Annotated in this window: 26 protein-coding genes and 1 pseudogene; 5 read left to right on the top strand and 22 right to left on the bottom strand. The window is 61.8% G+C overall.

From position 1 onward, the window contains the following. Positions 1-3: 3 nt before the first annotated feature. From CXQ82_RS01975 to ubiE, 12 genes and pseudogenes are all read right to left on the bottom strand, one after another. Entirely contained in the window at positions 4-1,911 is a 1,908-nt protein-coding gene (locus CXQ82_RS01975; RefSeq protein ID WP_101265652.1) for a methyl-accepting chemotaxis protein, read from the bottom strand. 172 nt (positions 1,912-2,083) lie between these two features. Beyond that, the gene (locus CXQ82_RS31790; RefSeq protein ID WP_371917346.1) at positions 2,084-2,956 is read right to left on the bottom strand and encodes a methyl-accepting chemotaxis protein; all 873 of its coding nucleotides are present in this window, start codon (positions 2,954-2,956) and stop codon (positions 2,084-2,086) included. Next, a pseudogene (locus CXQ82_RS31795) lies at positions 2,942-4,000 on the bottom strand (methyl-accepting chemotaxis protein); the annotation flags it as partial. The pseudogene CXQ82_RS31795 and the gene CXQ82_RS31790, both read right to left, overlap by 15 nt. 190 nt (positions 4,001-4,190) lie before the next feature. Further along, positions 4,191-4,898 carry a 16S rRNA (uracil(1498)-N(3))-methyltransferase gene (locus CXQ82_RS01985; protein ID WP_101265655.1) on the bottom strand — a complete coding sequence of 236 codons (708 nt, stop codon included), beginning with the start codon at positions 4,896-4,898 and terminating at the stop codon, positions 4,191-4,193. Beyond that, positions 4,895-5,686, bottom strand: a complete 792-nt coding sequence (gene tatC, locus CXQ82_RS01990) for a twin-arginine translocase subunit TatC (RefSeq protein WP_101265657.1) — start codon at positions 5,684-5,686, stop codon at positions 4,895-4,897. The genes CXQ82_RS01985 and tatC overlap by 4 nt, the downstream gene beginning before the upstream one ends. Then, positions 5,683-6,090: a Sec-independent protein translocase protein TatB gene (gene tatB, locus CXQ82_RS01995; protein WP_101265659.1), complete on the bottom strand. Its 408-nt coding sequence runs from the start codon at positions 6,088-6,090 to the stop codon at positions 5,683-5,685. Before tatB ends, tatC begins: the two co-directional genes overlap by 4 nt. A 10-nt stretch (positions 6,091-6,100) precedes the next feature. After that, positions 6,101-6,379, bottom strand: a complete 279-nt coding sequence (locus CXQ82_RS02000; protein ID WP_101265662.1) for a twin-arginine translocase TatA/TatE family subunit — start codon at positions 6,377-6,379, stop codon at positions 6,101-6,103. A gap of 27 nt (positions 6,380-6,406) precedes the next feature. Further along, positions 6,407-6,739, bottom strand: a complete 333-nt coding sequence (locus tag CXQ82_RS02005) for a phosphoribosyl-ATP diphosphatase (protein WP_003209299.1) — start codon at positions 6,737-6,739, stop codon at positions 6,407-6,409. A 2-nt stretch (positions 6,740-6,741) separates the two neighbouring features. Continuing rightward, positions 6,742-7,134: a phosphoribosyl-AMP cyclohydrolase gene (hisI, locus tag CXQ82_RS02010; protein WP_101265664.1), complete on the bottom strand. Its 393-nt coding sequence runs from the start codon at positions 7,132-7,134 to the stop codon at positions 6,742-6,744. 41 nt (positions 7,135-7,175) lie between these two features. Continuing rightward, positions 7,176-8,780 carry a ubiquinone biosynthesis regulatory protein kinase UbiB gene (gene ubiB, locus CXQ82_RS02015; protein ID WP_101265666.1) on the bottom strand — a complete coding sequence of 535 codons (1,605 nt, stop codon included), beginning with the start codon at positions 8,778-8,780 and terminating at the stop codon, positions 7,176-7,178. After that, positions 8,777-9,400, bottom strand: a complete 624-nt coding sequence (locus CXQ82_RS02020; protein ID WP_101265668.1) for an SCP2 domain-containing protein — start codon at positions 9,398-9,400, stop codon at positions 8,777-8,779. Before CXQ82_RS02020 ends, ubiB begins: the two co-directional genes overlap by 4 nt. Beyond that, positions 9,400-10,170: a bifunctional demethylmenaquinone methyltransferase/2-methoxy-6-polyprenyl-1,4-benzoquinol methylase UbiE gene (ubiE, locus tag CXQ82_RS02025; RefSeq protein ID WP_003171186.1), complete on the bottom strand. Its 771-nt coding sequence runs from the start codon at positions 10,168-10,170 to the stop codon at positions 9,400-9,402. The genes CXQ82_RS02020 and ubiE overlap by 1 nt, the downstream gene beginning before the upstream one ends. Positions 10,171-10,314: 144 nt before the next feature. Here ubiE and CXQ82_RS02030 point away from each other — a divergent pair, with 144 nt between their 5' ends. The 3 genes from CXQ82_RS02030 (at position 10,315) to CXQ82_RS02040 (ending at position 12,126) form a co-directional block, all read left to right on the top strand. Then, positions 10,315-10,590: a polyhydroxyalkanoic acid system family protein gene (locus CXQ82_RS02030; RefSeq protein WP_101265670.1), complete on the top strand. Its 276-nt coding sequence runs from the start codon at positions 10,315-10,317 to the stop codon at positions 10,588-10,590. Positions 10,591-10,695: 105 nt separating this feature from the next. Beyond that, a complete protein-coding gene (locus tag CXQ82_RS02035; RefSeq protein WP_101265672.1) occupies positions 10,696-11,118 on the top strand; it encodes a phasin family protein in 423 nt (140 codons plus the stop codon). 12 nt (positions 11,119-11,130) lie between these two features. Further along, positions 11,131-12,126 (top strand): phasin family protein, encoded by a 996-nt coding sequence (locus tag CXQ82_RS02040; protein WP_101265675.1) that lies wholly within the window; start codon positions 11,131-11,133, stop codon positions 12,124-12,126. A gap of 127 nt (positions 12,127-12,253) precedes the next feature. On the opposite strand, the gene CXQ82_RS02045 is transcribed toward CXQ82_RS02040, so the two are convergent. The 10 genes from CXQ82_RS02045 to CXQ82_RS02090 all read right to left on the bottom strand — a co-directional run bounded on the left by CXQ82_RS02045 (position 12,254) and on the right by CXQ82_RS02090 (position 25,167). Then, complete coding sequence (locus CXQ82_RS02045; protein WP_101265677.1) at positions 12,254-12,874, bottom strand: TetR/AcrR family transcriptional regulator; 621 nt, start codon at positions 12,872-12,874, stop codon at positions 12,254-12,256. A 26-nt stretch (positions 12,875-12,900) separates the two neighbouring features. Continuing rightward, positions 12,901-14,583, bottom strand: a complete 1,683-nt coding sequence (gene phaC, locus CXQ82_RS02050; RefSeq protein WP_101265679.1) for a class II poly(R)-hydroxyalkanoic acid synthase — start codon at positions 14,581-14,583, stop codon at positions 12,901-12,903. 88 nt (positions 14,584-14,671) lie between these two features. Next, complete coding sequence (gene phaZ, locus CXQ82_RS02055) at positions 14,672-15,517, bottom strand: poly(3-hydroxyalkanoate) depolymerase (RefSeq protein ID WP_101265681.1); 846 nt, start codon at positions 15,515-15,517, stop codon at positions 14,672-14,674. A gap of 159 nt (positions 15,518-15,676) precedes the next feature. Then, entirely contained in the window at positions 15,677-17,356 is a 1,680-nt protein-coding gene (phaC, locus tag CXQ82_RS02060; protein WP_101265683.1) for a class II poly(R)-hydroxyalkanoic acid synthase, read from the bottom strand. Between the two features lie 249 nt (positions 17,357-17,605). Beyond that, positions 17,606-17,983 carry a gamma-butyrobetaine hydroxylase-like domain-containing protein gene (locus CXQ82_RS02065; RefSeq protein ID WP_101265685.1) on the bottom strand — a complete coding sequence of 126 codons (378 nt, stop codon included), beginning with the start codon at positions 17,981-17,983 and terminating at the stop codon, positions 17,606-17,608. A gap of 156 nt (positions 17,984-18,139) precedes the next feature. Then, complete coding sequence (gene hslU / locus CXQ82_RS02070) at positions 18,140-19,477, bottom strand: ATP-dependent protease ATPase subunit HslU (protein ID WP_101265687.1); 1,338 nt, start codon at positions 19,475-19,477, stop codon at positions 18,140-18,142. Positions 19,478-19,514: 37 nt separating this feature from the next. Next, positions 19,515-20,045 carry an ATP-dependent protease subunit HslV gene (hslV, locus tag CXQ82_RS02075; protein WP_101265689.1) on the bottom strand — a complete coding sequence of 177 codons (531 nt, stop codon included), beginning with the start codon at positions 20,043-20,045 and terminating at the stop codon, positions 19,515-19,517. 258 nt (positions 20,046-20,303) lie between these two features. Beyond that, the gene (locus CXQ82_RS02080; protein ID WP_017738858.1) at positions 20,304-21,005 is read right to left on the bottom strand and encodes an SPOR domain-containing protein; all 702 of its coding nucleotides are present in this window, start codon (positions 21,003-21,005) and stop codon (positions 20,304-20,306) included. Position 21,006: 1 nt separating this feature from the next. Further along, positions 21,007-22,743 (bottom strand): arginine--tRNA ligase, encoded by a 1,737-nt coding sequence (gene argS / locus CXQ82_RS02085; protein ID WP_101265691.1) that lies wholly within the window; start codon positions 22,741-22,743, stop codon positions 21,007-21,009. 204 nt (positions 22,744-22,947) lie between these two features. Then, positions 22,948-25,167, bottom strand: coding sequence for a primosomal protein N' (locus CXQ82_RS02090; protein WP_101265694.1), 2,220 nt, complete (start codon positions 25,165-25,167; stop codon positions 22,948-22,950). Positions 25,168-25,697: 530 nt separating this feature from the next. Between CXQ82_RS02090 and rpmE the strand changes: the two genes are divergently transcribed. Both rpmE and CXQ82_RS02100 read left to right on the top strand, forming a co-directional pair. Continuing rightward, positions 25,698-25,931 (top strand): 50S ribosomal protein L31, encoded by a 234-nt coding sequence (gene rpmE, locus CXQ82_RS02095; RefSeq protein ID WP_005784030.1) that lies wholly within the window; start codon positions 25,698-25,700, stop codon positions 25,929-25,931. Positions 25,932-25,945: 14 nt separating this feature from the next. Continuing rightward, positions 25,946-26,752, top strand: a complete 807-nt coding sequence (locus CXQ82_RS02100) for a thermonuclease family protein (protein ID WP_101265696.1) — start codon at positions 25,946-25,948, stop codon at positions 26,750-26,752. Positions 26,753-26,898: the final 146 nt, after the last annotated feature.

Below are 26,898 nucleotides of genomic sequence, written 5' to 3' on the forward strand. Positions count from 1 at the left end.
CGACTAAACGTTGAACTTGCCCACCAGCGCCTGCAGATCCATGCCCAGGCGGGCCAGTTCGACACTCGCCGCCGCCGTCTCCTGACTCGCGGCCGAGGTTTGTTCCGACGCATCCTTGACCTTCAGCACGCTGCGGTTGATCTCTTCGGCCACCGCCGTTTGCTCTTCGGCCGCCGCGGCGATCTGTGGGTTCATTTCCTGGATCACCGACACGGTGCGCGTGATGCTGGCCAGCGCATCACCTGCGCGGCGGGTCAATTGCACGCTGTTGTCCGTGAGGCTGCGGCTGTTGTCCATGATGTCGGCCACCTGCTGTGTGCCCCGATGCAGGCCGCTGATCAGCGCTTCGATTTCCTCCGCCGATTGTTGCGTGCGTTGCGCCAGCCCGCGCACTTCGTCAGCGACCACCGCAAAACCGCGCCCTGCTTCCCCGGCACGCGCCGCTTCGATGGCGGCGTTGAGGGCCAATAAGTTGGTCTGTTCCGAGACCGACTTGATCACTTCCAGTACGCTGCCGATCTTCTGGCTTTCCTGTTGCAACCCGCGCATGGCCTGGCTTGAGCGCGCCATCTCTTGCGCCAGGTGTTCGATGTGGGTGATCGCTTCCGCCACCACCTGGTCGCCGGCACCTGCCTGTTGGTCGGCCTCAGTGGCTGCAACGGATGCTTGCTCGGCATGCCGTGCGACTTCCTGGGACGTGGCGAGCATCTGGTTCATGGCGGTGGCCACCTGTTCGGTTTCGAGCTTCTGGTCGTCGATTCCGGCGCGGGTTTGCGCAGTGACGGCGGACAGTTGCTTGGCAGCACTGGCAATCTGCTGTGCGCTCGCGCCGATGCCGCCGATCAGCCCGCGCAGGTTGCTGGTCATTTGGCCGATGCTGCGCTGCAACTGTCCCAGTTCGTCGCGGCGCTGGGTCTGGATGGCTTGGGTGAGGTTGCCCTCGGCAATGCTGTTGGCCGCCTGCAGGGCCTGGCGCAGCGGTGCGACGATCTGGCCGGCGATCAACCAGGCCGCCAGGCTACCGAGCAACAACGCGGCGGCAGTGATGTAGAGCAATACGCTGCGCGCGAGGCTGGCTTCGCGGTCTCGCTTGGCGGTTTGGTCCTGGCTCAACAGGTCGCTTTCTTTGAGCAACTGATCCAGCCATTGCTCCAGTTGGTTCTGGCTGGTCTCGGTGGTGAGCTGGGCCTCCCTGAGGCCTGTCAGTTGGGTGCGGTAGTCGAGCAGGGCGTTTTTCAGCGCGCCAGCATCCACCGGCAATGCGCTTACCACCGCCTGGGCGCGATCAAGGGCCAGCAACGCGTCATTCACGCCGTTGGTGTAGGCCTCCAATGTGTCACTGGCCCAGGCGGGGCTCTGGGCGCGATCTTCGGCTTGCTCCATGGTTTGGCGCAGTTGCTCTATGGCATCGAGGGCTTTTTCGTCGTCTTGATTGGGCAAGTTGCTCGCCAGCTCCGAGAGGCTGTCGCTGCTCTGCACTGAGCTGCGCTTGAGCTGTTCACGGGCGTTTTCGCGTTGCTTGATCAACCCCTCCAGGCCACCCAGAGCAGTTTTGAAACTGGTCGCAATGCGGCGGCCTTCCTGCAGTTGTTGTTGGTTGAGCGGGTCGGGCAGCCGTGGCGAGAGCTCGACCAGGTGCCGGTCGATTTTCTCCATGTGCAGGCCGATCTTGCTCAGGCTCTCGGAATCATTGACGGTTCGATACACAATCCGATCGGCGCGTAACTCTTCGCCTACCGCGGCCAATTGCGAGAGCTGGATCAGGGTTTGCGAGCGATCAAGTGAGGTGTTCAAGGCTTGCCAGCCCGTGACGGCGATGACGAGGCTGAGGCTGAGCACCAAGCCAAAGCCCAGGGCGAGTTTGAGGCTGATGCTGATATTTTCCAGCAGGCGGGTCAGTGGACGAAACATGGTCAATCTCCAACGAATTAAAAGGAGCGTTTCGGGAACCGCCTGACACACGTCAGGAGAATTGAAACGCTACTTTTATTCGGCGCTGGGCGTGTGATTCACGACCTGAAAAACGCGTAGGAAATTTCACAAATTAAAAGGCGGCGGCTCTGATAGCCGCCGCGAAAGGGCTTCAGACCTTAAAGCGGCCTACCAGGGTTTGCAGGTAAATCCCCAGGCGCGCCAGTTCGGCGCTGGAGGCGGCGGTTTCTTCACTGGCGGCCGACGTCTGTTCGGACACATCGCGTACGTTGAGCACGCTGCGGTTGATCTCCTCGGCCACGGCGCTCTGTTGCTCGGCGGCGGTGGCGATCTGCGAGTTCATCGCCTGGATGGTCGAGACCGTACGGGTGATGTTGCCCAGGGCGCTGCCGGCGCGGCGGGTCAGTTCGACGCTGCTGTCGGTGAGGCTGCGGCTGTTGTCCATGATGCTTGCCACCTGCTGGGTGCCGGTTTGCAGGCCAACAATCAGTTCTTCGATTTCTTCGGTGGATTTTTGCGTGCGCTGGGCAAGGCTGCGCACTTCGTCGGCCACCACGGCAAAACCACGCCCGGCTTCACCGGCGCGCGCCGCTTCAATCGCGGCGTTGAGGGCCAGCAGGTTGGTTTGCTGGGCCACGGACTTGATCACGTCGAGCACGCTGCCGATCTTGTCGCTTTCGCGTTGCAGATGGCCCATGGCCTCGGTGGAGTTGCCCACCTCGGTGGCCAGGCGTTCGATCTGGGCGATGGCTTCACCGACCACCTTGTCACCTTCGCGGGCCTGTTGGTCGGCGGCTACAGCGGCTTCAGAGGCTTCCTCGGCGTTACGCGCAACTTCCTGCACGGTGGCGGCCATTTCATTCATGGCGGTGGCCACCTGGTCGGTCTCGACCTTCTGGCTGTTGACCCCGGCGCTGGTCTGTTCGGTCACGGCCGACAGTTGCTCGGCGGCGCTGGCGATCTGGGTGACGCCGTCGCTGATGCCACCGATCAGTTCACGCAGGCCCACGCTCATGCTCTGCATGGCGCGTTGCAACTGGCCCAGTTCGTCCTGGCGCAGGGATGTGAGGTTGTGGCTCAGGTCGCCCGAGGCCACGCGCTCAGCGACTTGCAGGGTCTGGTTCAGCGGAATGGTGATCTGGCGGGTGATGGCCCAGGCCGCAACCAGGCCGAAGATCAGCGCGAGCACAGTGGCCAGCAGCAACAGTTGTTTGGCGCGCGCCGCGTCGTTGTCACGCACCACAGTCTGCGAAGTGGTGAGCTTTTCGCTATGCCCGAGCAGGATATCGCCCTGGGTAACCATGATTTTCAGCGCGGCTGCACTGGCAACCTGGGAGTCGCGGTATTGGCTGACGGCGGCGCGGTAGGCCTGCAGCGAGGCACTGGCTTCCTGCAGGTTGGCCTGGAGCTGGGCGGGCAGTTGGCCCTCGAGTTCGGTGATTTTTTTCAGGGCGTTGTCGATGGCGTCGAGGGCCGGCTGTTCAGCCTCGACCTTGCCGCTGTAGGTGTAGCCGCGCACCTGGAAGCGCGCTTGCTGGATCAGCTTGCTCAGGTCGACCACGCTATTGAACTGGGTGACGCTGTCGCCTTGCAGCAGGGTTTTTTCGACTTCGTTGGTCTTGGCCACGGCATTGTCGGCGGTGTCGCCGAGCTTGCTGCGCGCGCCTTCACGCTTGAGGCCGGCCTGGACCATGGCGCCGAAGGCCTTTTTGTATTGGTTCAAGGCGTCCTGTTGCTGTTCGACCAAGGCCTTGTCGTCGGGCTGCTCGATCAGCTCGGCGGCCTTTTTCAGGCCAGCGTCCAGCTGTGTCAGCAGCTCGGTGACCGCGCCCGTGCCTTGTTCGCCGCGACGCATTTCGAAGTCCAGGCGTGCCAGGCGCAAATCCTTGGTCAGCCCGTTGAGGCTGGAGATATAACCCAGTTTGTCGCCGCGACTGATCACGTCGCCCAGGCCGGTCCAGCCGGTGAAGGTGATCATCAATGTGAGCAGTAATACCAGGCCAAAACCCACGCCCAGTTTGGTTTTTACGCTGACATTCCCCAGCTTTTCGGCTAACCAACGATACATGCTGCGAACTCCCCTGGAACAAGGCTTGGACTTATTCAGGGGTTATCGGCCTGCATGCGGGATTCTGTAGGACGCTAGACCAATGTGGGAGGGGGCTTGCCCTCGATGGCGGTGGTTCAGTGAATACATTGGGTGACTGATACACCGCCATCGGGGGCAAGCCCCCTCCCACATTGGATTTGCGCTGTGTTCAGAACAAGCGGGCGAGCAGGGCGGTCACGGCGGTTTCGACCCGCAGGATGCGGGCGCCGAGCTGTACCGGTTGCAGGCCGGCTTTGCTCAGCAGGTCCACCTCATAAGGGATCCAGCCACCTTCGGGGCCGATCGCCAGGGTCACCGGCTCGTCCAGCCCGCGCGGGCACGCGGGGTAGTCGCCTGGATGGCCGATAAGGCCCAGGGTGCCTTCGGTCATGGCCGGCAGACGATCTTCGACGAACGGTTTGAAGCGCTTCTCGATAATGATTTCCGGCAGCACGGTGTCGCGCGCCTGTTCCAGGCCGAGGATCAGTTGCTCGCGAATCGCTTCGGGTTCCAGGAACGGGGTTTGCCAGAAACTCTTTTCGACCCGATAGCTGTTGACCAGCACCACCTTGGGCACGCCCATGGCCGCCACGGTTTGCAGCACTCGACGCAGCATCTTCGGGCGCGGCAGTGCCAGCAGCAGGGTCAGCGGCAGCTTGGCCGGGGGCGGCAGGTCGAAGCTGACCTGCAACTCGGCTTCACCGGCCTCCAGGCGCAGCAATTGCGCGTTGCCCATCAGCCCGCCGATGCGGCCGACACGCAGGTTGTCACCCACCGCCGCGCGGTGGACTTCCTGCATGTGCACCAGGCGTCGATCACGCAGCACCACCCGGTCGGCCGCGATAAAGTCGGCCTCTTCCAACAGCAGCAGGTTCACGGCTGCGTCGCTGGCGGCTGGTCGTCGTCGGCGGGTTGGTCATCCGGGTGTTCGCCACGCTTGGTGATCAAGCTGCTGAACAGGATGCCGATTTCGAACAGCATCCACATCGGCACGGCCAACAGGGTCTGGGAGAAGATGTCCGGCGGCGTGAGGATCATGCCGACCACAAAGCAGCCGATGATCACGTACGGGCGGATTTTCTTCAGGTACGCCACGTTGACCACGCCGATCCACACCAGCAGCACTACCGCCACCGGGATTTCGAAGGCCACGCCAAAGGCGAAGAACAGCGTCATCACGAAGTCGAGGTAGCTGGTGATGTCGGTCATCATCTCCACACCGGCCGGGGTGGCGGCGGCGAAGAACTTGAAGATCAGCGGGAACACCAGGAAGTAGGCGAACGCCATGCCGGTGTAGAACAGCAGGATGCTCGACACCAGCAGCGGCACGGCGATGCGCTTTTCATGCTTGTACAGGCCCGGTGCGATAAAGCCCCAGATCTGGTGCAGGATCACCGGGATCGCCAGGAACAGCGAGACCATCATGGTCAGCTTCAATGGCGTTAGGAACGGCGACGACACATCGGTGGCGATCATCGTCGCGCCGGCCGGCAGGTACTGGCGCAGTGGCGTGGAGACAAAGGTGTAGATTTGCTGGGTAAAGGCAAACAACCCGGCAAAGATAATGAAGATAGCCGCTACGCAACGCAGCAGGCGGGTACGCAGCTCGGTGAGGTGCGAGACCAGCGGCATATGCTGGTCGTTTTCCGGTTTATCAGCGCTCATGGGGCTCGCGGCGGCAATGTAGGGTCATGGGGAGCGGGCGCCGCAACAGGCGCCGGCGCTGGCTCGGTCGGGGTGGGGGCAACAGGTGCGGCTTCGGCGACAGGCGCCGGTGCGATGCTGTTTTCAACCACAGGCTCTACCGGTTTGGCCGGCTCTTGCACGGGCGACAGAATCTTGCGCGCCTCCTGCTCCAACGACAGGATGTGTTCGTTGTGCAGTTGCCGACGGATTTCGTCGGCGCCGATTTCCCGTTCAACTTCCTGTTTGATGGCGTTGAAACTGCGTTTCAGGCGCCCGATCCATAGGCCGGCCGTGCGCGCGGCACCGGGCAGGCGTTCCGGCCCCAGTACCAGCAGGGCCACGAGGCCGACGAGGAGCAGTTCAGAGAAGCTGATACCAAACATTAGTCAGTGCTCACACGTCTTTGCGGGTTGGCTCTTCGACTTTCTCAGCCTGCACGTCGAAGGTACGACGCTCGGTGATCGGCTGAGTGGCCTGCGGGTGTACAGGCTGCGCCGGCGGCACTGGGTTGGCGGCTGGGTCGGCGGGCTTTTCGTCATCGTTCATGGCTTTACGGAAGCCCTTGATCGACTCGCCCACGTCAGTGCCCAGGTTCTTGAGCTTCTTGGTGCCGAACACCAGTACTACCACCACCAGAATGACGATCCAGTGTTTCCAGTCAAAAATGCCCATGCTGCAAATCCTCTAGTCTTAAGTTATTCAAGCGGACGGGCGCGAGGCCTTTTCGGCATGCCCGGACAAGCCGAAGCGACGGTCCAGTTCATCCAGTACGGCCTGCGGATGCTGCCCCAGTTGGGCGAGCATGACCAGGCTGTGGAACCACAGGTCGGCGGTTTCGTAGATTACATCGCTGCAATCGCCGCTGATTTGCGCGTCCTTGGCGGCGATGATGGTCTCGACGGATTCTTCGCCGAGCTTTTCCAGGATCTTGTTCAGGCCCTTGTGGTACAGGCTGGCGACGTAGGAGCTGTCGGCGTCCGCGCCTTTGCGGTCTTCCAGCACCTGGGCCACACGGTTCAGGGTATCGCTCATGTTCAGTGTCCTGCGGAATAGATGGCGTGCGGGTCTTTGAGCACCGGTTCCACAACCTTCCATTCGCCGTTCTCGAACACGCGATAGAAACAGCTGTGACGGCCGGTGTGGCAGGCGATATCGCCGATCTGCTCGACCTTGAGGATCACCACGTCGGCGTCGCAGTCGATGCGCATCTCGTGCAGGGTCTGCACGTGCCCGGACTCTTCGCCCTTGCGCCACAGTTTGCCACGCGAGCGTGACCAGTAAATGGCGCGCTGCTCAGCGGCAGTCAGGCTCAGGGCCTCGCGGTTCATCCAGGCCATCATCAGCACGCGCCCGGTCTTGTAGTCCTGGGCAATGGCCGGCACCAGGCCGTCACTGTCCCACTTGATCTCGTCCAGCCAGTCTTTCATGTTCGGCTCCGGCAATTTGCGACAGTGTATAACCGGATTGGCTACCGACGCACGATCAGATAAATACCCACGGCGACCATGATCCCGGCGGGCCAGTGGCCCAACTGGTTCAACGGCCCGCCAATCGCCAGCATCACCCCGCCCACCAAGTGCGCGGCGCCGAGCAGGCGCAGGAACCAGTCGTCCTTGCGCTTGTGCCACGGCGGCGGCGGGTCCTTGGCGTGAGGCTGGGACATGCGCTCCAGCAGGTCGCGGGTCATGTTGGCCAGGTGCGGCAGTTGTTCGAATTGGCTGTGCAGGTTGCCCAGCAGGGTTTTCGGGCTGACGCGCTCGCGCATCCAGCGCTCCAGGAACGGCTGCGCGGTGTTCCACAGGTCGAGATCCGGGTACAGCTGGCGGCCGAGGCCTTCAATGTTGAGCAGGGTTTTCTGCAGCAGCACAAGCTGCGGCTGCACTTCCATATTGAAGCGCCGCGCGGTCTGGAACAGGCGCATCAGCACCTGGCCGAAGGAAATATCTTTTAACGGTTTTTCAAAGATTGGCTCGCACACCGTGCGGATCGCCGCTTCGAATTCATTCAGCTTGGTTTCCGCCGGTACCCAGCCCGAATCGATATGCAGTTGCGCTACGCGGCGGTAGTCACGCTTGAAGAAGGCGAACAGGTTGCGGGCCAGGTAGTCCTGGTCTTCCGGGGTCAGGCTGCCGACGATGCCGCAGTCGATCGCAATGTATTGCGGGCTCCACGGGTTGACGGTGCTGACGAAGATGTTGCCCGGGTGCATGTCGGCGTGGAAGAAACTGTCGCGGAACACTTGGGTGAAGAAGATCTCCACGCCGCGCTCGGCGAGCATCTTCATGTCGGTGCGCTGGTCGGCCAGGGTTGCGAGGTCGGTGACCTGCACGCCGTAGATGCGCTCCATCACCAGCACTTTGGGGCGGCACCAGTCCCAGTACACTTGCGGCACATACAGCAAAGGCGAGCCTTCGAAGTTGCGCTTGAGCTGGCTGGCGTTGGCAGCCTCGCGCAGCAGGTCGAGTTCGTCGTAGATGGTTTTTTCGTAGTCGGCGACCACATCCACCGGGTGCAGCAGGCGCGCATCGGCAGAGAAACGCTCGGCGGCGCGCGCAAGGATAAACAGCCACGCCAGGTCCTGGCCGATGATCGGCTTGAGGCCCGGGCGGATCACCTTCACCACCACTTCTTCGCCGGTCTTGAGCTGCGCGGCGTGCACTTGGGCCACCGAGGCCGACGCCAGGGGCTCAACGTCGAAACGGCTGAACACCTCGCTGATCTTGTGGCCCAGCTGTTCTTCGATCAGCTTCATCGATTGCTGGGAGTCGAACGGCGGCACGCGGTCCTGCAACAGCATCAGTTCGTCGGCAATGTCTTCGGGCAGCAGGTCGCGGCGGGTCGAGAGGATCTGCCCGAACTTGATGAAGATCGGCCCCAGGTCCTGCAGCGCCAGGCGCAGGCGCGCGCCACGGCTCAGCTCCAGCGGCTTGCGCGGAAACCAGCGCCACGGCAGCACATAGCGCACGGCCAGCAGGAACCACGGCAGGGGCAGGGCGAACAGCAGGTCATCGAGGCGGTAGCGGATTACGACGCGCTGGATACGAAACAAACGGCGGACGGCGAGCAGCTTCATGCGTTATCGCTTGGATCAAGGGAACGGCTCAGGCGCTCGAAGCGCGCCTCAAGGCGTTCCAGGTCGATTTTGGCCTTGTCGAGTTCGCGAAAGCGCGCTTGCGCTTCACGTTCTCCGACCAGGGTGCGCGATTCTTCGCTCAGGTATTCGGCGAGGTTCTGGTTGAGGCTGGCAAACCCCTGTTGGTACCAGCGCGAGCGGCTGCGCAGGTGCCCGCTGATCAGCTGGGTGGCAACGGGGCCGATCCAGCGCGACAGCTCGTATTCCCAATCCAGCTCCAGGTCTTGCAGCACGGCGGCCAGGTCCATCAGCACCGCGCTGTCGCCTTCCAGATGCACTTCAGGGCCATGCATGATCGCGGTCTTGTTGCGGCTCAGTGCCAGGTGTAACAGGCTCGACGCCGGTGCGCGCAGCGTGCAGTCAGCCTCGGCGGCCCATTGGGTGGCCAGCAGCAGGCCTTCATCGCTGGGCAGGATAAACAGCTGCACGGCGGGGCTGCTGCAGTCGACGGCAATCACCTTGCCGTTCAAGTGCGCCAGCCGCGCCAGGGCGGTGCTGTCCAGGCGCAGCACACGGTTGAGGCCGTGTTCGACGCTGGCGAGAAGGCCTGCGAACAGCATCAGGGCTTGATGCCGCGGTGCAGGGCGACGATGCCCGAGGTCATGTTGTGGTAGGTCACGCGGTCGAAACCGGCTTCCACCATCATCGACTTCAGGGTTTCCTGGTCGGGGTGCATGCGGATCGATTCGGCCAGGTAGCGATAGCTCTCGGCGTCATTGGTGATCAGCTTGCCCATCAACGGCATGAAGGCGAACGAGTAAGTGTCGTAGACCTTGGACATCAGCGCGTTGGTCGGCTTGGAGAACTCCAGCACCAACAGGCGGCCGCCCGGCTTGAGCACGCGCAGCATCGAGCGGATCGCGTCCTCTTTATGGGTCACGTTGCGCAGGCCGAAGGCGATGGTCACGCAATCGAAATGGTTGTCGGGGAACGGCAGTTTTTCGGCGTCGGCCTGGACGAATTCGATATTGCCGGCCACGCCTTTATCCAGCAGGCGATCGCGGCCGACCTTGAGCATCGAGCCGTTGATGTCGGCCAATACCACCTGGCCGGTAGGCCCGACGAGCTTGGAAAATTTGGCCGCCAGGTCGCCCGTGCCGCCGGCGATGTCCAGCACGCGGTTGCCGGTGCGTACGCCCGACAACTCGATGGTAAAGCGCTTCCACAGGCGGTGCATGCCGCCGGAGAGCACGTCGTTCATCAGGTCGTACTTGGCGGCGACGGAGTGGAACACCTCAGCGACTTTTTCCGCTTTCTGGCTTTCCGGAACGTTCTTGAAGCCGAAGTGAGTGGTGGGTTCGGCATCGCTGCCTTTGCGCTGATCAGTCATATCGCTGTCACCAAAAGAGAATGCGGGACATGATAATCCCCAAGGCCTGCTTTGTCTTGGCAAGGCTGAAGGTAAGATAGGCGGTCACCGAGGCTTTTTGCCGCATGGCCGGTGTTCCGAGTCGTATAAAGAGGAGTCATTGCAATGGCCCGTATTACCGTTGAGCGTGCACATTCCCTGGGTAAAGAAGGCGCGCGCGCCAAGGCCGACAAGTTGGCGCAAAAACTCCAGGAGCAATATGGCCTGGAACCTTCATGGTCCGGCGATACCTTGAACCTCAAGCGTTCGGGGGTTAAGGGCACGGTATTAGTCGCGGATGATTCGCTGCGTATTGATGTGGAACTGGGCCTGTTGATGTCGGCCATGAGTGGCACTATCAAGTCCGAAATCGAGAAAGCCTTGGATAAGGCGCTGGCCTGACCTGACAGTTGTTAGGGTGCCGATTCTAATTTTCCAGCCTACTTTGTGCCCAAGCCCTCAACTCCTGTGGGCCGTTCCTCCCCCCTTTTCTGCGTGAGGTGCACCATGGCCAAAGTTATCTTGAAGAAAAAAATCGACGCCCAGACTACTGCCCTGAGCGACGTTAAAAGCTACGCCCGCAAGATCTGGCTGGCAGGTCTTGGTGCTTATGCCAAGGTCGGAAGCGAGGGCAGCGACTACTTCAAAGAGCTGGTTAAGACCGGTCAACATGTTGAAAGTAAAGGCAAAAAAGTTGCTATTGAACAACTTGATGCCGCCAACAGTCAGATTGACCAAGTAAAGAGTAATGTCTCCGCGGTCAAAGGTCTGGTAGAAGTTCAGCTGGATAAAGTTGAAAAAGCTTTTGATACTCGTGTTGCCAGTGCCTTGAATCGAATCGGCATTGCGTCTAAACATGACGTTGAGACACTCTCTGCTAAGCTCGAAGAGCTGACGGCATTGCTCGAACGTGTCGCGCGTAAACACTAAGGAGACATCGGGATGGCTGTTAAAAAGACTACTCAGAAAGAAGGCAGCTCGTGGGTCGGGGAAGTTGAAAAATATTCCCGTAAGATCTGGCTTGCTGGTTTAGGCGTGTACTCGAAGGTTAGCAGTGACGGCGGCAAATACTTCGAGACTTTGGTCAAGGACGGCGAGAAGGCCGAGAAGTTGACCAAAACCACGGTTGGTAAAAAAGTTGAAGCTGCCAAGGCAACTGCCGGTTCCGCCAAGTCGAGCATTTCTGACACTTGGGGCAAGTTGGAAGAAACTTTCGATAAACGCCTCAACAGTGCCATTTCGCGACTGGGCGTGCCTAGCAAAGCAGAGTTGAAGACGCTGCACAGCAAGGTCGATACCCTGACCAAGCAGATCGAAAAACTCACCGGCGCCAAAGTGGCTCCGGTAAAAACTGCAGCCGCTAAACCCGCTGCCAAGCCTGCCGCTAAAACCGCTGCTGCCAAACCGGCCGCGAAGCCGGCTGCCAAGCCACTGGTGAAAGCCGCCGCCAAGCCGGCAGCGAAAGCCGCTGCAAAACCTGCAGCCAAGGCGCCGGTAAAAGCCGCAGCTAAACCTGCAGCCAAGCCAGCGGCCAAAACTGCTGCGGCCAAACCGGCCGCCAAGCCTGCGGCCAAACCAGTGGCTGCTAAAGCTGCTGCCAAACCTGCCGTGAAGGCTGCCGCTAAGCCAGCAGCTAAAGCCGCTGCCAAACCGGCTGCGAAACCTGCAGCTAAAACCGCTGCGGCCAAACCTGCTGCCAAGCCAGCCGCTGCGAAACCTGCAGCCAAGCCGGCCGCCGCCAAGCCAGCGGCAAAACCAGCCGCCGCGAAGAAACCCGCAGTAGCGAAAAAGCCAGCCGCCGCCAAGCCAGCTGTTGCCGCCAAACCTGCAACCCCGGCACCCACGGCTTCGACAGCCAACTCGGTCTCCGCACCGACGCCTGCTGCCGTAACCCCGACTGCAACGCCGGTAACCCCGACGCCATCCAGTCAGTCCTGATTTTTCCAGGATACAAAAACGCCCGGCCTGCAAAGGTCGGGCGTTTTTTATTGGCGGTCTTATGAACACCATCGTTCCAATGTGGGAGCGAGCAAGTCGAATCGTCGCACCGCCCCTCCCACCTTTTTTAATCCGGGTCATCCAGGTATTTGAGGGCCAACCGCTCCGTTGCCTGACGGGCTGGCACCAGCAAATGCGGCGCTACCAGCATCATGATCTGGTAAACCACCACGCGCACCTCGCCTTCACGGTCGAGAATCCGCTGGTAGTCCAGGGAAAACAGCAGGGTCAGGGTGATCTGCTCCACCAGTTGCCCCAGCGCCTGGGTATCGCTGACCAATTGCCCCGCGGCCTTCAGGCGTGCCAGTAATGAAGCCAGGGTGCGCTTGAGGGCGGTCAACAGGCCACGAACCCCCTTGGCCAACTTCGGCAGGCGCCCCGCCAGGTTCGACAGGTCCTGGAACAGAAACCGGTAATGGGCCATGCGCTCGACGATCAGGTGCAGGAACAGCCAATAATCCTCAGCCTCCAGTTGCGCATCCGCCGGTGGGTCGAGCAGCGGTGCCAGCTCATTTTGAAAACGCTCGAACAGCCCGAGCACCAGCGGCTCCTTGCCATGGAAGTGGTAGTAGAGGTTGCCGGGGCTGATCCCCATTTCATTCGCCACCTCCATGGTCGACACATTCGGCTCGCCCTTCTGGTTGAACAACTGCAGGGCACATTCAAGGATACGGTCGCGGGTCTTCATCCAGTCTTCTTAATGTGAGCGTTGAGCTAGCGCACCCGCACGTAAGTGCCCGGCGCCGCTTCCATCGGTGGGTAGTTCTGGTTGCCCAGTGCGGTCAGGGTTTCGCGCTGTACGCCGGAGCGTTGCTGGACCCAGTCCAGCCACTGCGGCCACCAACTGCCTTCGACGTGGTTGGCATCGTAGTACCAGGCGCGCGGATCGCTGCTCAGCTTGGGGTTTTCCACATAGTTGGCCTTGGGGTTGCCCGGCGGGTTGAGGATGCTCTGGATATGCCCGCTGTTGGACAGCACGAAGCGCCGCTCGCCGCCCAGCAACTGCGTGGAGCGGTACACCGCGTCCCACGGCGTGATGTGGTCGTTGATCCCGGCCACGCTGAAGCTGTCCACCGTGACCTTCTGCAAGTCGATGGGCGTGCCGCACACCTCCAGGCCCCCGGGATGGCTCAGCGGGTTGTGCTTGAAGAAGTCCAGCAGGTCGCCATGCAGCGCGGCGGGCAGGCGGGTGTTGTCGTTGTTCCAGTAAAGGATGTCGAACGCGGGCGGTTCTTTGCCCAGCAGGTAGTTGTTGATCCAGTAGTTCCAGATCAGGTCGTTGGGGCGCATCCAGGCGAATACGCGGGCCATGTCGCGGCCGTCGAGTACGCCTTGCTGGTAGGAGCGGCGTTTGGCCGCCTCCAGGGTTTGCTCGTCGACAAACAGCGTGGCCGGGCTGTCGATCTGGCTGTCGAGCAGGCTCACCAGGTAGCTGGCGCTGGAGATGCGTCGTAGCTGGCGCTTGGCCTGCAGGTGGCCCTGCAGGGCGGCAATGGTCAGGCCGCCGGCGCAGGCGCCCATCAGGTTGACTTCGCGGGCGCCGGTGATCGCGCGGCACACGTTGAGTGCTTCCTCCAGTGCCGCGACATAGGTGGAGAGGCCCCATTCACGGTGCCGCACATCCGGGTTGCGCCAGCTGACCATAAAAGTCTGCAAGCCGTTTTTCAGCGCGTACTGCACAAAGCTGTTGGCCGGGCTCAGGTCGAAAATGTAGTACTTGTTGATTTGCGGCGGCACGATCAGCAGCGGCTTGGCGTACTGTTTTTCGCTCATGGGCTTGTACTGGATCAGCTCCAGCAGCTCATTGCGAAATACCACCGAGCCCGGGGTGGTGGCCACGGTCTTGCCCACCTCGAACGCCTGCTTGCTCACCTGGCGCGGCAGGCCGTGGTTATGCAGCAGGTCGTCGAACAGGTTGCTCACGCCGCGCACCACGCTGTTGCCGCCGGAGTTGAGCAGCTCCTTGATGGCCAGCGGGTTAAGCAGGGTATTGGAGGGGGATACCGCGTCGTTGAGCAGGGCGAAGGCGAAGTGCGCGCGGGCGCGGTCGTCGGCGCTCAACGAGCTGTCGTCGATCCAGTGGCGGGTTTGCTTTTGCCAGCTCAGGTAGGCTTGCAGGCTGCGGCGGTAAAACGGGTTGAGGGCCCAGGTCGGGTCGAGGAAGCGACTGTCGCGTGGGTTGGGCTCATGCACCGTTTCACCCAGCAGCACGCGGCCCAGTTGACCGCCCAGGGCCAGGGCGTGGCGGGCGGTATGCACCGGGTTGCGCAGGCCGTGCACGGCCACGCTGCGCAGGGTCGAGAGCAGGTCCCGGCCGCGCAGGCCGGTAATCGCATTTTGCGCGTTGATGAACGCAGCGGGGGTGGGGGCTGGGTTCGTCACGGGTCTTTCTCGCATGAGCCAACACTCCTTCGTCAAGCCAACAACGGGCACGCCAATTCAGAACCATAGTTGGTTCTGGGCAAGTTGCGAGGCGGTGTAGTCCTTACACGGCCGGTCGCGGGTGAATCACTGCGCGCAGGCGCTCCTCCTCAAGAAACTTCATGATGATCGGCGCCACGGCTTCGGCCCGGGTAATCAGGAACAGGTGCCCGTCATCGATGATGTGCAGTTGCGCGTTGGGAATGCGCCAGGCCAGCATGCGCATGTTGATCAAGGGAATCAGCGGGTCGTCGTCCCCGGCCAGCACCAGGGTCGGTTGGCGGATCTTGTGCAGCCAGTGGATGCTGGTCCAGCCCAGCCCCGCAAACAGCTGCCAGTAGTAACCCAGCTTGCCGGCCGAGCGCACTTTGCTGGCGTGCTCGGCGGCCAGTTTTGAATCGCGGCGGAACGAGCCGCCGTAGATCATCGGCGCAATGCGCACCACATGGGACGGCTGGATATAACGCCGCGGGCTCGCCATCAGCCAGAGTACTTTGGGTTTGCCCGGCACCATCACCGCACCCGCCGCCGTGGCTGCCAGGATCAGCTTCTTGCAGCGTTCCGGGTAGTCGTAGGCAAACTGCTGCGCCAACGCCCCGCCCCACGACACCCCGACCACGCTGACCTGGCCATAATCCAGGTAGTCGAGCATGCGTGCGGTGAGCTTGGCCAGGCCGGGAAAACGATAGGGCCGGTTGGGCGTTGAGGAGCCGCCCACGCCCGGCACATCAAAGGCGATCACTTCCAGGTCCGGGTCCAGCGCCTGGACGAACGGAAACACCAGCTCAAGGTTGGCGCCGATGCCATTGAAGATCAGCAGCGGCGTCAAGTGAGGCTTGCCCGGGCGCACCGCCGTGCGGATGGTCTGGCCATCCAGGTCGATGGTACGGAAGATGAACGGTTGCGGCATGTTCAAGCCCTGTGAGGTGTGCGGTTGGAATGCAATCAATGTGGGAGGGGGCTTGCCCCCGATGGCTGTGTGTCAGCTACAGATCTGTGTCTGGTGCACTGCAATCGGGGGCAAGTCGAATCGTCGCACCGCCCCTCCCACATTTGAACGCATTTCAATCTAGCGTTCGTGTACATAGGTTCCCGGCGCAGCCTCAGCGGCGGCATAGGTTTTATTACCCAAACTCGTAGGTGCTTTCTTCAACTTACCTGCCCGCTCCGCCTGCCATGCCTGCCAATGCAGCCACCACGAGTCTGTGTGCTTGGTCGCATTCTCCTGCCACTCCAGCGGTTTACCCGCCAGGCTGTCGCTGGTCTGGTAGCGCGCCTTGGGGTTGCCAGGGGGGTTGAGGATGCTCTGGATATGCCCACTGCTGGACAATACAAACTCCACCTTGCCACCAAACAGCTGCGCCGACTTGTAGCAGGACTGCCACGGCGTGATGTGGTCGTTGGTGCCGGCCAGTGAGTAGATATCGGCGGTGACCTGCTTGAGGTCGATGGGCGTGCCGCACACTTCCAGGGCGTTGGCGCGTACCAGTGGGTTGTTCTTGAACAGTTCGATCAGGTCGCCGTGGAACGCCGCCGGCAAGCGCGTGGTGTCGTTGTTCCAGAACAGGATGTCGAACACCGGCGGCTCATTGCCGAGCAGGTAGTTGTTCACCCAGTAGTTCCAGATCAGGTCGTTGGGGCGCATCCAGGCGAATACCTTGGCCATGTCGCGGCCTTCGAGCACGCCGGCCTGGTAGGAATGGCGCTTGGCTGCCTCCAGGGTCTGTTCGTCGACGAACAGCGCCACCTGGGTATCCAGGGTGGTGTCCAGCACGCTTACCAGCAGGGTGAGGGCGTTGACCTTCTTCTCGCCCAGCGCCGCGTAGTGGCCGAGCAGGGCGGTGCAGGTAATGCCGCCGGAGCAGGCGCCGAGCATGTTGATGTCTTTGCTGCCGGTAATCGCGGTGACCACATCGACCGCTTCCTTGAGCGCCTCGATATAGGTCGACAGGCCCCACTCGCGCTGGGCCTTGGTCGGGTTGCGCCAGCTGACGATAAAGGTCTGCTGGCCATTGCGCAGGCAAAAGCGCGCCAGGCTCTTGTCCGGGCTCAGGTCGAATACATAGAACTTGTTGATCTGCGGCGGCACCACCAGCAACGGACGCTCATGCACCTGTTCGGTGATCGGCTTGTACTGGATCAGCTCCAGCACGTCGTTGCGAAACACCACGGCGCCTTCGGTGGTGCCCAGGCTCTTGCCCACTTCAAACGCGCCCATGTTGACCTGGCTCGGCATGCCGCCGTTGTGCACCATGTCCTTGGCCAGGTGGGACAGGCCGTCGAGCAGGCTTTTACCGCCGGTTTCAAAAAAGCGTTTGACCGCCGCCGGGTTGGCCGCGCTGTTGGTGGGGGCCATGGCTTCGGTCATCAGGTTGATCACGAAGTGGCCACGGCTGATGTCCTGCTCCGACAGGTTGCTGTCGCCAATCCAGTCGTGCAGTTCCTTGCGCCACGCCAGGTAGGTTTGCAGGTAGCGTTTATAGAGCGGGTTCTGGCTCCAGGCCGGGTCGTGGAAGCGACGGTCGTCGCTCTCGGGTACCAGCTCGGATTTGCCGAACATCACGTTCTTCAATTCGACGCCAAAGTGGGCGACATGCTTGACGCTGTGCAACGGTTGCTTGATGGCTTGGGTCAGCACCATCTTCGCCGAGGCGAGTAAGTCCTTTTTCCGTAACGCGATGATCGGGTTGAGCCCCAGGGTGTTTTCCGAGGCCTGGCGTTTCAAGTCATCGTTGTTCTTGTTACTCATCTACGACGCTCCATTGTCCGAAAGACGAGTACCGGGTACCGCTGCGTACGAAGTTTCGATACACAACACAAGCCTGGTACTGCGACTCGGGTGACCGTTGATACCGCATCGTCAAATGCAGGGAACTTGCCAGTTCCATTGGTTACCCGAGTTTAATTTTTTTCGCAAGCGGGCCAATCGTTGGCCACGCGACAGGGCATTCAAGCAGATGAAATTAGAAAATGCCCTCTAAAGAGCAAGAGGCTCGGGCTAGAGCATCAGCCGCACGACCGACTCACTCGGATCGCGGGTTTTTCCGGCGGCCTTGAGCTCGGCGAGATAATCGGCCCACAGCGCGTCCTGACGCACGGCCAGTTGGTAGAGGTAGTCCCAGGTGAACAGCCCGCTGTCATGGCCGTCATCGAAGGTCAATTTCAGTGCGTACTGACCGGCGGGTTCTATCTTGGTCAACCGCACGTTGAGTTTGCCGAATTGCAGGATGGGTTTGCCGTGGCCCTGGACCTCGGCGGAAGGCGAGTGGGTGCGCAGCAGCTCGGCGGAAAGTTGGTACACCTCGTCGGGCCCGTAGGTGAGGCCGAGGGTGTTGGAGGTTTTGTGCAGGTTTACAGCCGTGGGGAATTTGGTCATTGATGATCATCCTGAAGGAACCGACATCAAAATGTGGGAGGGGGCTTGCCCCCGATTGCGGTGTATCAGTATCAGATGTACTGACTGACACATTGCAATCGGGGGCAAGCCCCCTCCCACATTGAAGCAATAAAGCAAAGCAGTTCTGAGTGAGGCTTACAGAATGTAGCGAGACAGATCTTCGTTCTGCGCCAATTCGCCCAAGTGGCTATTCACGTACTCAGCATCGATCTTGATCGCTTCGCCATTCTGCGAGCCGGCCATATCACCGGCGCTGAAGGACACTTCCTCAAGCAAGCGCTCAAGCAAGGTGTGCAGGCGACGGGCACCGATGTTCTCGGTCTTCTCGTTGACCTGCCAGGCGATCTCCGCCAGGCGCTTGATGCCATCCGGCAGGAACTCAATGCCCAAGCCTTCGGTTTTCAGCAGCTCACGGTACTGCTCGGTGAGCGACGCATGCGGCTCGCTGAGGATGCGTTCGAAGTCGCCCGGGGTCAGCGCCTTGAGCTCCACGCGGATTGGCAGGCGGCCTTGCAGCTCCGGCACCAGGTCGCTTGGCTTGCTCAGGTGGAACGCGCCGGAGGCGATAAACAGGATGTGGTCGGTCTTGACCATGCCCAGCTTGGTGTTCACGGTGCAGCCTTCGATCAGCGGCAGCAGGTCGCGCTGTACGCCTTCGCGGGACACATCGACGCCGCCGGAGTTGCCGCGCTTGGCCACCTTGTCGATTTCGTCGATAAACACGATGCCGTGCTGCTCGACCGCTTCCAGGGCCTTGGCCTTGAGTTCTTCTTCATTCACCAGGCGCCCGGCTTCTTCGTCGCGCACCAGTTTCAGCGCTTCCTTCACCTTGAGCTTGCGGCTTTTCTTCTTGCCCTTGCCCATGTTGGCGAACAGGTTCTGCAGCTGGCTGGTCATTTCTTCCATGCCAGGCGGTGCGGAGATGTCGACGCCTGCGACTTCGGCGACTTCGATCTCGATTTCCTTGTCATCCAGCTGGCCTTCACGCAGGCGCTTGCGGAACAGCTGGCGCGTGTTGGAATCCGAGGCCGGCGCGGCGTCTTCGTTGAAACCCATGCGTGCCGGGGGCAGCAGGGCGTCGAGGATGCGTTCTTCGGCGGCGTCTTCGGCGCGGTGGCTGACCTTGGTCATTTCCTGTTCGCGCAGCAGCTTCAGGGCGGCGTCGGCCAGATCACGGATGATCGACTCGACGTCACGGCCCACATAGCCGACTTCGGTGAACTTGGTGGCTTCGACCTTGATGAACGGCGCATTGGCCAGCTTGGCCAGGCGCCGGGCGATTTCGGTTTTACCGACGCCGGTAGGACCGATCATCAAGATGTTCTTGGGGGTTACTTCAACGCGCAGCTCTTCGGGCAATTGCATCCGGCGCCAGCGGTTACGCAGCGCGATGGCTACGGCGCGCTTGGCATCGTCCTGGCCGATGATATGGCGGTTAAGTTCATGGACGATTTCGCGGGGGGTCATGGACATAGTGTCTGGCGGCCTCAAGCGGGAATAAGCCTACGGCTTACTCGGCGAGGTCCTGCTCCTCAATGGTGAAGTTGTGGTTGGTGAACACGCAGATATCACCGGCGATGCCCAGGGCAGTCTCGACGATTTCGCGGGCCGACAGGTCGGTTTTCTTCATCAGTGCGCTGGCTGCGGCTTGGGCGTAGCCGCCACCGGAACCCATGGCGATCAGGCCATGCTCGGGCTCAACCACGTCGCCGTTACCGGTGATGATCAAGGAGGCGTCTTTGTTGGCCACGGCCAGCATGGCTTCCAGGCGGCTGAGGGAGCGGTCGGTGCGCCATTCTTTGGCAAGCTCGACAGCGGCGCGCACGAGGTGGCCCTGGTGTTTTTCCAGCTGGCCTTCGAAACGCTCGAAGAGGGTGAAGGCGTCGGCGGTAGCGCCGGCGAAACCGGCAAGCACCTGGCCGTGGTACAGGCGACGCACTTTCTTGGCGTTGCCTTTCATCACGGTATTACCCAGGGAAACCTGGCCGTCGCCGCCCATGACGACTTTGCCGTGGCGACGTACTGAAACGATGGTGGTCAAGGGGAGAGTCTCCACGCAGCGGGGCGAAAATGCCCTGATGGAAACTGATATGGGGGTGGTGGGGATGATTTCAACCGTAGGACTTCAGTGCGGACGAGCGGTGTTTATGTGTTTTACACATTTTCATAAACACCACAAAACCAAATGTGGGAGGGGGCTTGCCCCCGATAGCGGTGCATCAGTCACCGAAAATATTGACTGATCTACCGCCATCGGGGGCAAGCCCCCTCCCACATATGGCCCGCTGTGATCTTTGGATCAGCGGCTCTGGCGTTGTTGTAACAACAGGTTGCTAAACCCTGCGCCGGCCAGTTGTTTCTGCGCCACAGTCAGCTGTTCACGGTTGCTGAACGGGCCTACCAGCACGCGATACCAGGTCGCATCCTTCACCGTGCCGGACTCCACGGTCACCGCCTGCCCGAGCAAAATGATCTGCGCCCGCACACGATCCGCATCCGCCTGTTTCGGGAACGAGCCCGCTTGCAGGAAGAACTTGGTTACCGGCGCCGCCTTGGTTTCTGCAACCGGCGGCGGCGGTGGCGGGGTGATCCCGGCCAATGCGGCCTGGGCGCGGGCGGTGTCGATTTTGGCCGCTTCCGCTGGCGTTACCGGCGTGGTCGGCACTTGCGGCGTCGGCAGGGTTTTCTCCGGCACGGCGTCGGGCGGCACGATCACTTCCGATTCCGGCAGCAGGGTGTAGAAGTCGTACTTCGGCTTCACCGGTGCGGTCGGGCTCGGCGCGGTTTTGTTGGCTTCGGCCATTTTCGTGGCCTTCTGCTGTTCCTGCTTGACCCGTTTGACGTCATCGCCTTTTCCCGGGTCCAGCTTCATCAGGAACACGATAAACGCGCCGACCGTAAGGCCGATGGCCATCCACAACCAGCCTGGAATCGGCTTCTTTGCCGGGGCCTGGTAGCGGCTGGCGCCGCGCTTGGGTGCAGGTTTTTTCTTGGCAGCCAACTTACATACGCTCCAGGGTTTCCAGGCCTAACAGTTCCAGGCCTTGCTTGAGGGTCCGTCCGGCCAGTGCGGCGAGGCGCAGGCGACTCTGCTTCTGGGCTTCGTCGTCGGCGGAGAGGATCGGGCAGTTCTCGTAGAAGCTGGAGAACAGACCGGCGACTTCGTACAGGTAAGTGCAGAGGATATGCGGCGTGCCTTTCTCGCCGACGCTGTTCAGCACTTCGCCGAATTGCGCCAGTTTGGCCGCCAGTTCCTGTTCGTGCGGGGCATCCAGCACGATCTGGCCTTCGACTTCGCTGAAGTCCTTGCCCAGTTTGCGGAATACACCGGCCACACGGGTGTAGGCGTACAGCAGGTACGGCGCGGTGTTGCCTTCGAAGTTGAGCATCAGTTCGAAGTTGAAGCTGTAGTCGCTGGTGCGGTGCTTGGACAGGTCGGCGTATTTCACCGCGCCAATCCCCACCACGCGGGCGATGTTGCGCAGGTCGGCCTCGGCCAGCTCAGGGTTCTTCTCCTTCACGAGGGTGTAGGCACGTTCCTGGGCTTCGGTGAGCAGGTCGATCAGCTTCACAGTGCCGCCGTCGCGGGTCTTGAACGGGCGGCCATCGGCGCCGTTCATGGTGCCGAAGCCCATGTGCTCCATGTGCATCGGGTGGGTGATGAAGCCCGCGCGGCGCGCCACTTCGAACACCTGCTGGAAGTGCAGGGCCTGGCGCTGGTCGACGAAATACAGCGCGCGATCAGCCTTGAGCACGCCGCTGCGGTAGCGCACGGCCGCCAGGTCGGTGGTGGCGTAGAGGTAGCCGCCATCGGCCTTGACGATGATCACCGGCAGTGGCTCGCCGTCGGCGGTCTTGAATTCTTCGAGGAACACGCACTGCGCGCCGTTGCTTTCCACCAGCAGGCCGGCGGCCTTGAGGTCGTTGACCACGTTGATCAGGTCGTCGTTGTAGGCGCTTTCGCCCATCACGTCGGCCATGGTCAGCTTAACGTTGAGCAACTCGTAGATTTCCTGGCAGTGGGACAGCGAAATCTCACGGAAGCGCCCCCACAGTTCCAGGCATTCCTTGTCGCCGGCCTGCAACTTGACCACCAGGCCCCGGGCGCGGTCGGCGAACTCTTCGGATTCGTCAAAGCGCTTTTTGGCGGCGCGGTAGAAGTTCTCCAGGTCCGACAGCTCGTTGCTGGTGATCGGGTTTTCCTGAAGATAAGCCATCAGCATGCCGAACTGGGTGCCCCAGTCGCCCACGTGGTTCTGGCGGATCACGGTGTCGCCAAGGAACTCCAGCACCCGTGCCACGCCGTCGCCGATGATGGTGGAGCGCAAGTGGCCCACGTGCATCTCTTTGGCCAGGTTGGGGGCCGACAGGTCGACCGCCACGCGCTGCAGCGGGCCGGCCTTGCGCACGCCGATCTTGGCGTCGGCCAGGGCCGCGTCGAGACGGCTGGCCAATGCCTGGGTGTTCTGGAAGAAGTTAATGAAACCCGGGCCGGCGATTTCGGCCTTGGTCACACTCTCGTCGGCCGGCAGCGCAGCGATGATTTTTTCCGCCAGGTCGCGCGGCTTCATGCCCGCAGGCTTGGACAGCATCATTGCGATGTTGCTGGCGAAGTCACCGTGGGTCTTGTCGCGGGTGTTCTCCACCTGGATCGCCGGCGTCAGGCCTTCAGGCAACACACCTTCGTTGACGAGTTGGGTGAGGGCTTGTTGGATCAGCTGGCGAATGGTGTCTTTCATGGTGTTCTCTTTCGACCGCAAGCGGCGGTGCGCGATGCGCAGGTGGAAAAACTGGGCATTATCCGTGGCGAGGGCGGGCTTGCCAACCGTTCAGACCAGATGGCGGACCTGCGGGCCTCATCGCGGGCAAGCCCGCTCCCACATTTAAGGGTGTTCACATTTCAAAATGTGGGAGCTGGCTTGCCTGCGATGGCGTAATTGCCATCAATACAAATCTACCGGGTCTACATCCAGCGACCATCGCACTTGCCGGCCGCTGGGCATTTGCTCCAGGGCAAGCAACCAGCTACTTAATAGCCGATGCAGCGGCGCGCGGGAGGTTGCCTGCAAGAGTAGCTGAGCGCGGTAACGCCCGGCGCGGCGCTCCATGGGCGCGGGCACCGGGCCGAGCAATTCGATGCCGCTCAGGCCGAGCTCGCCCAGCAAACCTTCGGCGACGCTGCAGGCTTCATCCAGAAAACCTTCGGCCTGGCCCGGCTTGTGGGCTTCGGCGCGCAACAGCGCCAGGTGCGCAAACGGCGGCAGGCCGGCGGCGCGGCGTTCGCTCAGGGCTTGCTCGGCGAAGGCAAAGTAGCCTTGTTCGGTCAGTTGGATCAGCAGGGGGTGGTCGGCCAGGTGGGTCTGGATAATTACCTTGCCCGGCTCTTCGGCCCGCCCGGCGCGCCCGGCAACCTGCACGATCAGCTGCGCCATGCGCTCGCTGGCGCGGAAGTCGCCGGAGAACAGGCCGCCGTCGGCATCCAGGATCGACACCAGGGTGACCCGTGGAAAATGATGCCCTTTGGCGAGCATCTGCGTGCCCACCAGGATGCACGGCTGGCCCTTCTGGATGGTGGCGAACAGCTGGTTCATCGCGTCTTTGCGCGAGGTGCTGTCACGGTCGACCCGCAGCACCGGGTAATCCGGAAACAGAATGCCCAGGCGCTCTTCGGCACGCTCGGTGCCCGCGCCAACCGGGCGCAGGTCGACTTTGCCGCACTGCGGGCAGTTTCGCGGCACGCGTTCCACATGGCCGCAATGGTGGCAGCGCAGTTCGCCTTGGCGCTGGTGCACGGTCATGCGCGCGTCGCAGCGCTCGCACTCGGACATCCAGCCGCAGTCATGGCACAGCAGGGTCGGTGCAAAGCCACGGCGGTTGAGAAACACCAGTACCTGCTGGCCGGCGGCGAGGGTCTGGCCGATGGCTTGTTGCATCGGCCCGGAAATGCCGCTGTCCAATGGGCGGCTTTTTACGTCCAGGCGTAGGAAACGCGGTTGCTTGGCGCCACCGGCGCGCTCATTCAAGCGTAGGAGCCCATAACGGCCGGTGTACGCGTTGTGCAGGCTTTCCAGGGACGGCGTGGCCGAGCCCAGCACGATCGGGATGTCTTCCTGGCGCGCACGCACCAGTGCCAGGTCGCGCGCGTGGTAACGCAGGCCTTCCTGCTGCTTGTAGGAGCCGTCATGCTCCTCGTCGATGATGATCAGCCCGGGGTTTTTCATCGGCGTGAACAGCGCTGAACGGGTGCCGATAATAATGTCGGCCTCGCCGTCCCGCGCAGCCAGCCAGGCTTCCAGGCGCTCACGGTCGTTGACGGCCGAGTGCACCAGGGCGATGCGCGCGTTGAAGCGCTGCTCGAAACGCGCCAGGGTTTGCGGGCCCAGGTTGATCTCGGGGATCAGCACCAGCGCCTGTTTGCCGGCCTGCAGGGTTTCGCGGATCAGTTGCAAATACACTTCGGTCTTGCCGCTGCCAGTGACGCCGGCCAGCAGAAACGCATGAAAACTGTCGAAACCAGCGCGAATCGCCTCATACGCGGCGCGCTGCTCGGGGTTCAGCGGCAGTTCCGGCTGGGCCAGCCAGTGTTCGTGGCGTGGGTCGGGGGCGTGCTTGCGGATTTCCACTTGCACCAGATCCTTGGCCAGCAGCAGGTCGAGGCTGTCTTTGTTCAGCATCAGCTTGCTCAACAGCTGATGGGCCACGCCGTGGGGGTGCTGGGCCAGGGTCGCCAGGGCTTCACGCTGGCGCGGGGCGCGGGCGATACGCGGATCGTCGAGACGCGCCCCGGGCACCATCGACCAGAACCGTTCCTGGCGCGCTTCGGCCAATTCGCCCTGGCGCAACAGCACCGGCAGCGCCCAGCTCAGGGTGTCGCCCAGGCTGTGCTGGTAATACTGGGCCGTCCACAGGCACAGCTTGAACAGTGCGGGCGGCAGCGGCGGCGTGGCGTCGAGGATGGCCAGGGCCGGCTTGAGCTTTTCGGCAGGCACTTCGCTGTGGTCGGCGATTTCGATCAGGATACCGATCATTTCCCGCCGGCCGAACGGTACGCGCACGCGCATGCCCGGTTGCAACTGCGCCCGCAGCACACCGGCCGGGGCGCGGTAATCGAACAGGCGGCGCAGGGGCGAGGGCAGGGCTAGGCGCAAAATGGCGTCGGGCACGCGAGGGGTCTCATCTATAAAGGCAGGCGGTGGCGCAGGGGCGGGAGCCTAGCAGACCGGCGGCATCGGTATCTACACAACTGCCTATAACCCCAAAATCGCAGGCGACGCGCTGTTATAACCGGCGGGCGTAAGTTTGCAAGCCCGCTTATAGGGTGAGCGGGCTTATATGAGGAGCGCGCTCATGTGGCGAGCGGGCTTGTGTGTGCAGCGGGCTTGTGTGGCGAGCGGGCTTGCCCGCGTTGGGCTGCGAAGCGGCCCCAGCAAGAACACCGCGTTTTTCCAGACAAACCGCGCTGGCCGGTTTTAGGGCTGCTTCGCAACCCAACGCGGGCAAGCCCGCTCGCCATATCGGTCGATAAAACCGTATAGCTGTCGCGGCTATTTTCTGATGAAAGGGGCTTTTATAGGCGCAAACCATAGGCGCCGCCGCTTGCGCGTTTAAAAAGGTCTGGTAGAATCCGCGGCCTAATTACGTGCGGTATTCGACAATAGTGTCGAGTGGCGGCACGCTAGCCCGAGGAAGTGCCATGAAAGCCGATATCCATCCAGCGTACGAAACCATCGAAGTAACCTGCAGCTGCGGCAACAAGTTCGAAACTCGTTCGAACCTGTGCAAGCCACTGGGTACTGACGTATGCAACGAGTGCCACCCGTTCTACACCGGTAAGCAGAAAACTCTGGACACCGGCGGCCGTGTACAGCGCTTTGCTGATCGCTTTGGTGCTTTCGGCAAGAAGCCTGCTGCTACTCCAGCAGAGTAAGGCTCAAAAGCCTTATGGGCTTTTGCCAGCTGTTGAAAAAGGCGTCCCTTGCGGGCGCCTTTTTTGTGCCTTGGATTTGGCCCGGCGTCGCCCAGGCCCAGGTGTATTGCCCGGCCCCCGCCTCCCTGGCGCAGGTAGACGTGCAGCGCGTGGTGGATGGCGACACGGTACGCCTCAAGGATGGCCGCAGTGTGCGCATGATCGGCCTCAATGCGCCGGAAACCGGCAAAAAGGCTCGCGCAGACGAGCCCTATGCGGTTGCTGCCCGCCAGCGCTTGCAGGCCTTGGTGGCCGCCAGTGGCGGTCGCGTCGGCCTGGCGCCGGGGCGTGAGGGCAAGGATCATTACGGCCGTACCCTGGCGCACCTTTATGGCGCCGACGGTGAGAACCTCGAGGCGCAATTGCTCGCTGAAGGCCTGGGCTTCCAGGTGGGCGTGGCGCCGAACGTCGCACTTGTGGCCTGCCAGCAGGCTGCCGAAAACACCGCCCGCGCGGCACGGTTGGGCGTGTGGCGGCAGTCGCCGGTGCAAAGCGTGGCGCAGCTCAGGCAATCCGGCTTCGCCCTGGTCAGTGGTCGGGTGAGCAAGATCGAGCGCAATCGCGGCGGAATCTGGATCGAATTGCACGGTTCACTGGTATTACGTATTGCACCGAATCTCATCAGCCAATTCGACGTCGCCCAGCTCAATGGTCTGCAAGGCAAGACCATCGAGGCGCGTGGCTGGGTGCAGGATCGATCCAGGCGCGGCGGCCTGAAACACGACCAGGCGCGCTGGCTGCTGCCGTTGACCGATCCCGGCATGCTCAAATCGACGCATTAAGAAAAAATTGTAGACATTTTTTAAGTCGATTGTGAACAGTCCAGCCCTTGTGCAGCGTGGCTTTAGACTAAAGTACGTCGCTTCGGGCCCTTGACACCTGTGACTGACCAGTCTTGTAGGGGCTTTACGACACGCGTATCCTCGGC

The sequence above is a fragment of the Pseudomonas sp. S09G 359 genome (genome assembly GCF_002843605.1).
Classification (GTDB): domain Bacteria; phylum Pseudomonadota; class Gammaproteobacteria; order Pseudomonadales; family Pseudomonadaceae; genus Aquipseudomonas.

Bases quoted from the DNA above. Each gene is read 5' to 3' on its own strand.
- phaZ (WP_101265681.1), bottom strand. From the start codon at position 15,517: ATGCCGCAACCGTTCATCTTCCGTACCATCGACCTGGATGGCCAGACC.
- CXQ82_RS02000 (WP_101265662.1), bottom strand. From the start codon at position 6,379: ATGGGCATTTTTGACTGGAAACACTGGATCGTCATTCTGGTGGTGGTA.
- CXQ82_RS02020 (WP_101265668.1), bottom strand. From the start codon at position 9,400: ATGCTGTTCGCAGGCCTTCTCGCCAGCGTCGAACACGGCCTCAACCGT.
- ubiE (WP_003171186.1), bottom strand. From the start codon at position 10,170: ATGACTGATCAGCGCAAAGGCAGCGATGCCGAACCCACCACTCACTTC.
- CXQ82_RS02030 (WP_101265670.1), top strand. From the start codon at position 10,315: ATGGCCCGTATTACCGTTGAGCGTGCACATTCCCTGGGTAAAGAAGGC.
- CXQ82_RS31790 (WP_371917346.1), bottom strand. From the start codon at position 2,956: ATGCAGAGCATGAGCGTGGGCCTGCGTGAACTGATCGGTGGCATCAGC.
- CXQ82_RS02040 (WP_101265675.1), top strand. From the start codon at position 11,131: ATGGCTGTTAAAAAGACTACTCAGAAAGAAGGCAGCTCGTGGGTCGGG.
- CXQ82_RS02045 (WP_101265677.1), bottom strand. From the start codon at position 12,874: ATGAAGACCCGCGACCGTATCCTTGAATGTGCCCTGCAGTTGTTCAAC.
- CXQ82_RS02100 (WP_101265696.1), top strand. From the start codon at position 25,946: ATGGGCTTTTGCCAGCTGTTGAAAAAGGCGTCCCTTGCGGGCGCCTTT.
- CXQ82_RS02065 (WP_101265685.1), bottom strand. From the start codon at position 17,983: ATGACCAAATTCCCCACGGCTGTAAACCTGCACAAAACCTCCAACACC.
- CXQ82_RS01975 (WP_101265652.1), bottom strand. From the start codon at position 1,911: ATGTTTCGTCCACTGACCCGCCTGCTGGAAAATATCAGCATCAGCCTC.
- tatB (WP_101265659.1), bottom strand. From the start codon at position 6,090: ATGTTTGGTATCAGCTTCTCTGAACTGCTCCTCGTCGGCCTCGTGGCC.
- argS (WP_101265691.1), bottom strand. From the start codon at position 22,743: ATGAAAGACACCATTCGCCAGCTGATCCAACAAGCCCTCACCCAACTC.
- phaC (WP_101265679.1), bottom strand. From the start codon at position 14,583: ATGCGAGAAAGACCCGTGACGAACCCAGCCCCCACCCCCGCTGCGTTC.
- CXQ82_RS02005 (WP_003209299.1), bottom strand. From the start codon at position 6,739: ATGAGCGATACCCTGAACCGTGTGGCCCAGGTGCTGGAAGACCGCAAA.
- ubiB (WP_101265666.1), bottom strand. From the start codon at position 8,780: ATGAAGCTGCTCGCCGTCCGCCGTTTGTTTCGTATCCAGCGCGTCGTA.
- hslU (WP_101265687.1), bottom strand. From the start codon at position 19,477: ATGTCCATGACCCCCCGCGAAATCGTCCATGAACTTAACCGCCATATC.
- CXQ82_RS02035 (WP_101265672.1), top strand. From the start codon at position 10,696: ATGGCCAAAGTTATCTTGAAGAAAAAAATCGACGCCCAGACTACTGCC.
- hisI (WP_101265664.1), bottom strand. From the start codon at position 7,134: ATGAAAGACTGGCTGGACGAGATCAAGTGGGACAGTGACGGCCTGGTG.
- phaC (WP_101265683.1), bottom strand. From the start codon at position 17,356: ATGAGTAACAAGAACAACGATGACTTGAAACGCCAGGCCTCGGAAAAC.
- tatC (WP_101265657.1), bottom strand. From the start codon at position 5,686: ATGAGCGCTGATAAACCGGAAAACGACCAGCATATGCCGCTGGTCTCG.
- rpmE (WP_005784030.1), top strand. From the start codon at position 25,698: ATGAAAGCCGATATCCATCCAGCGTACGAAACCATCGAAGTAACCTGC.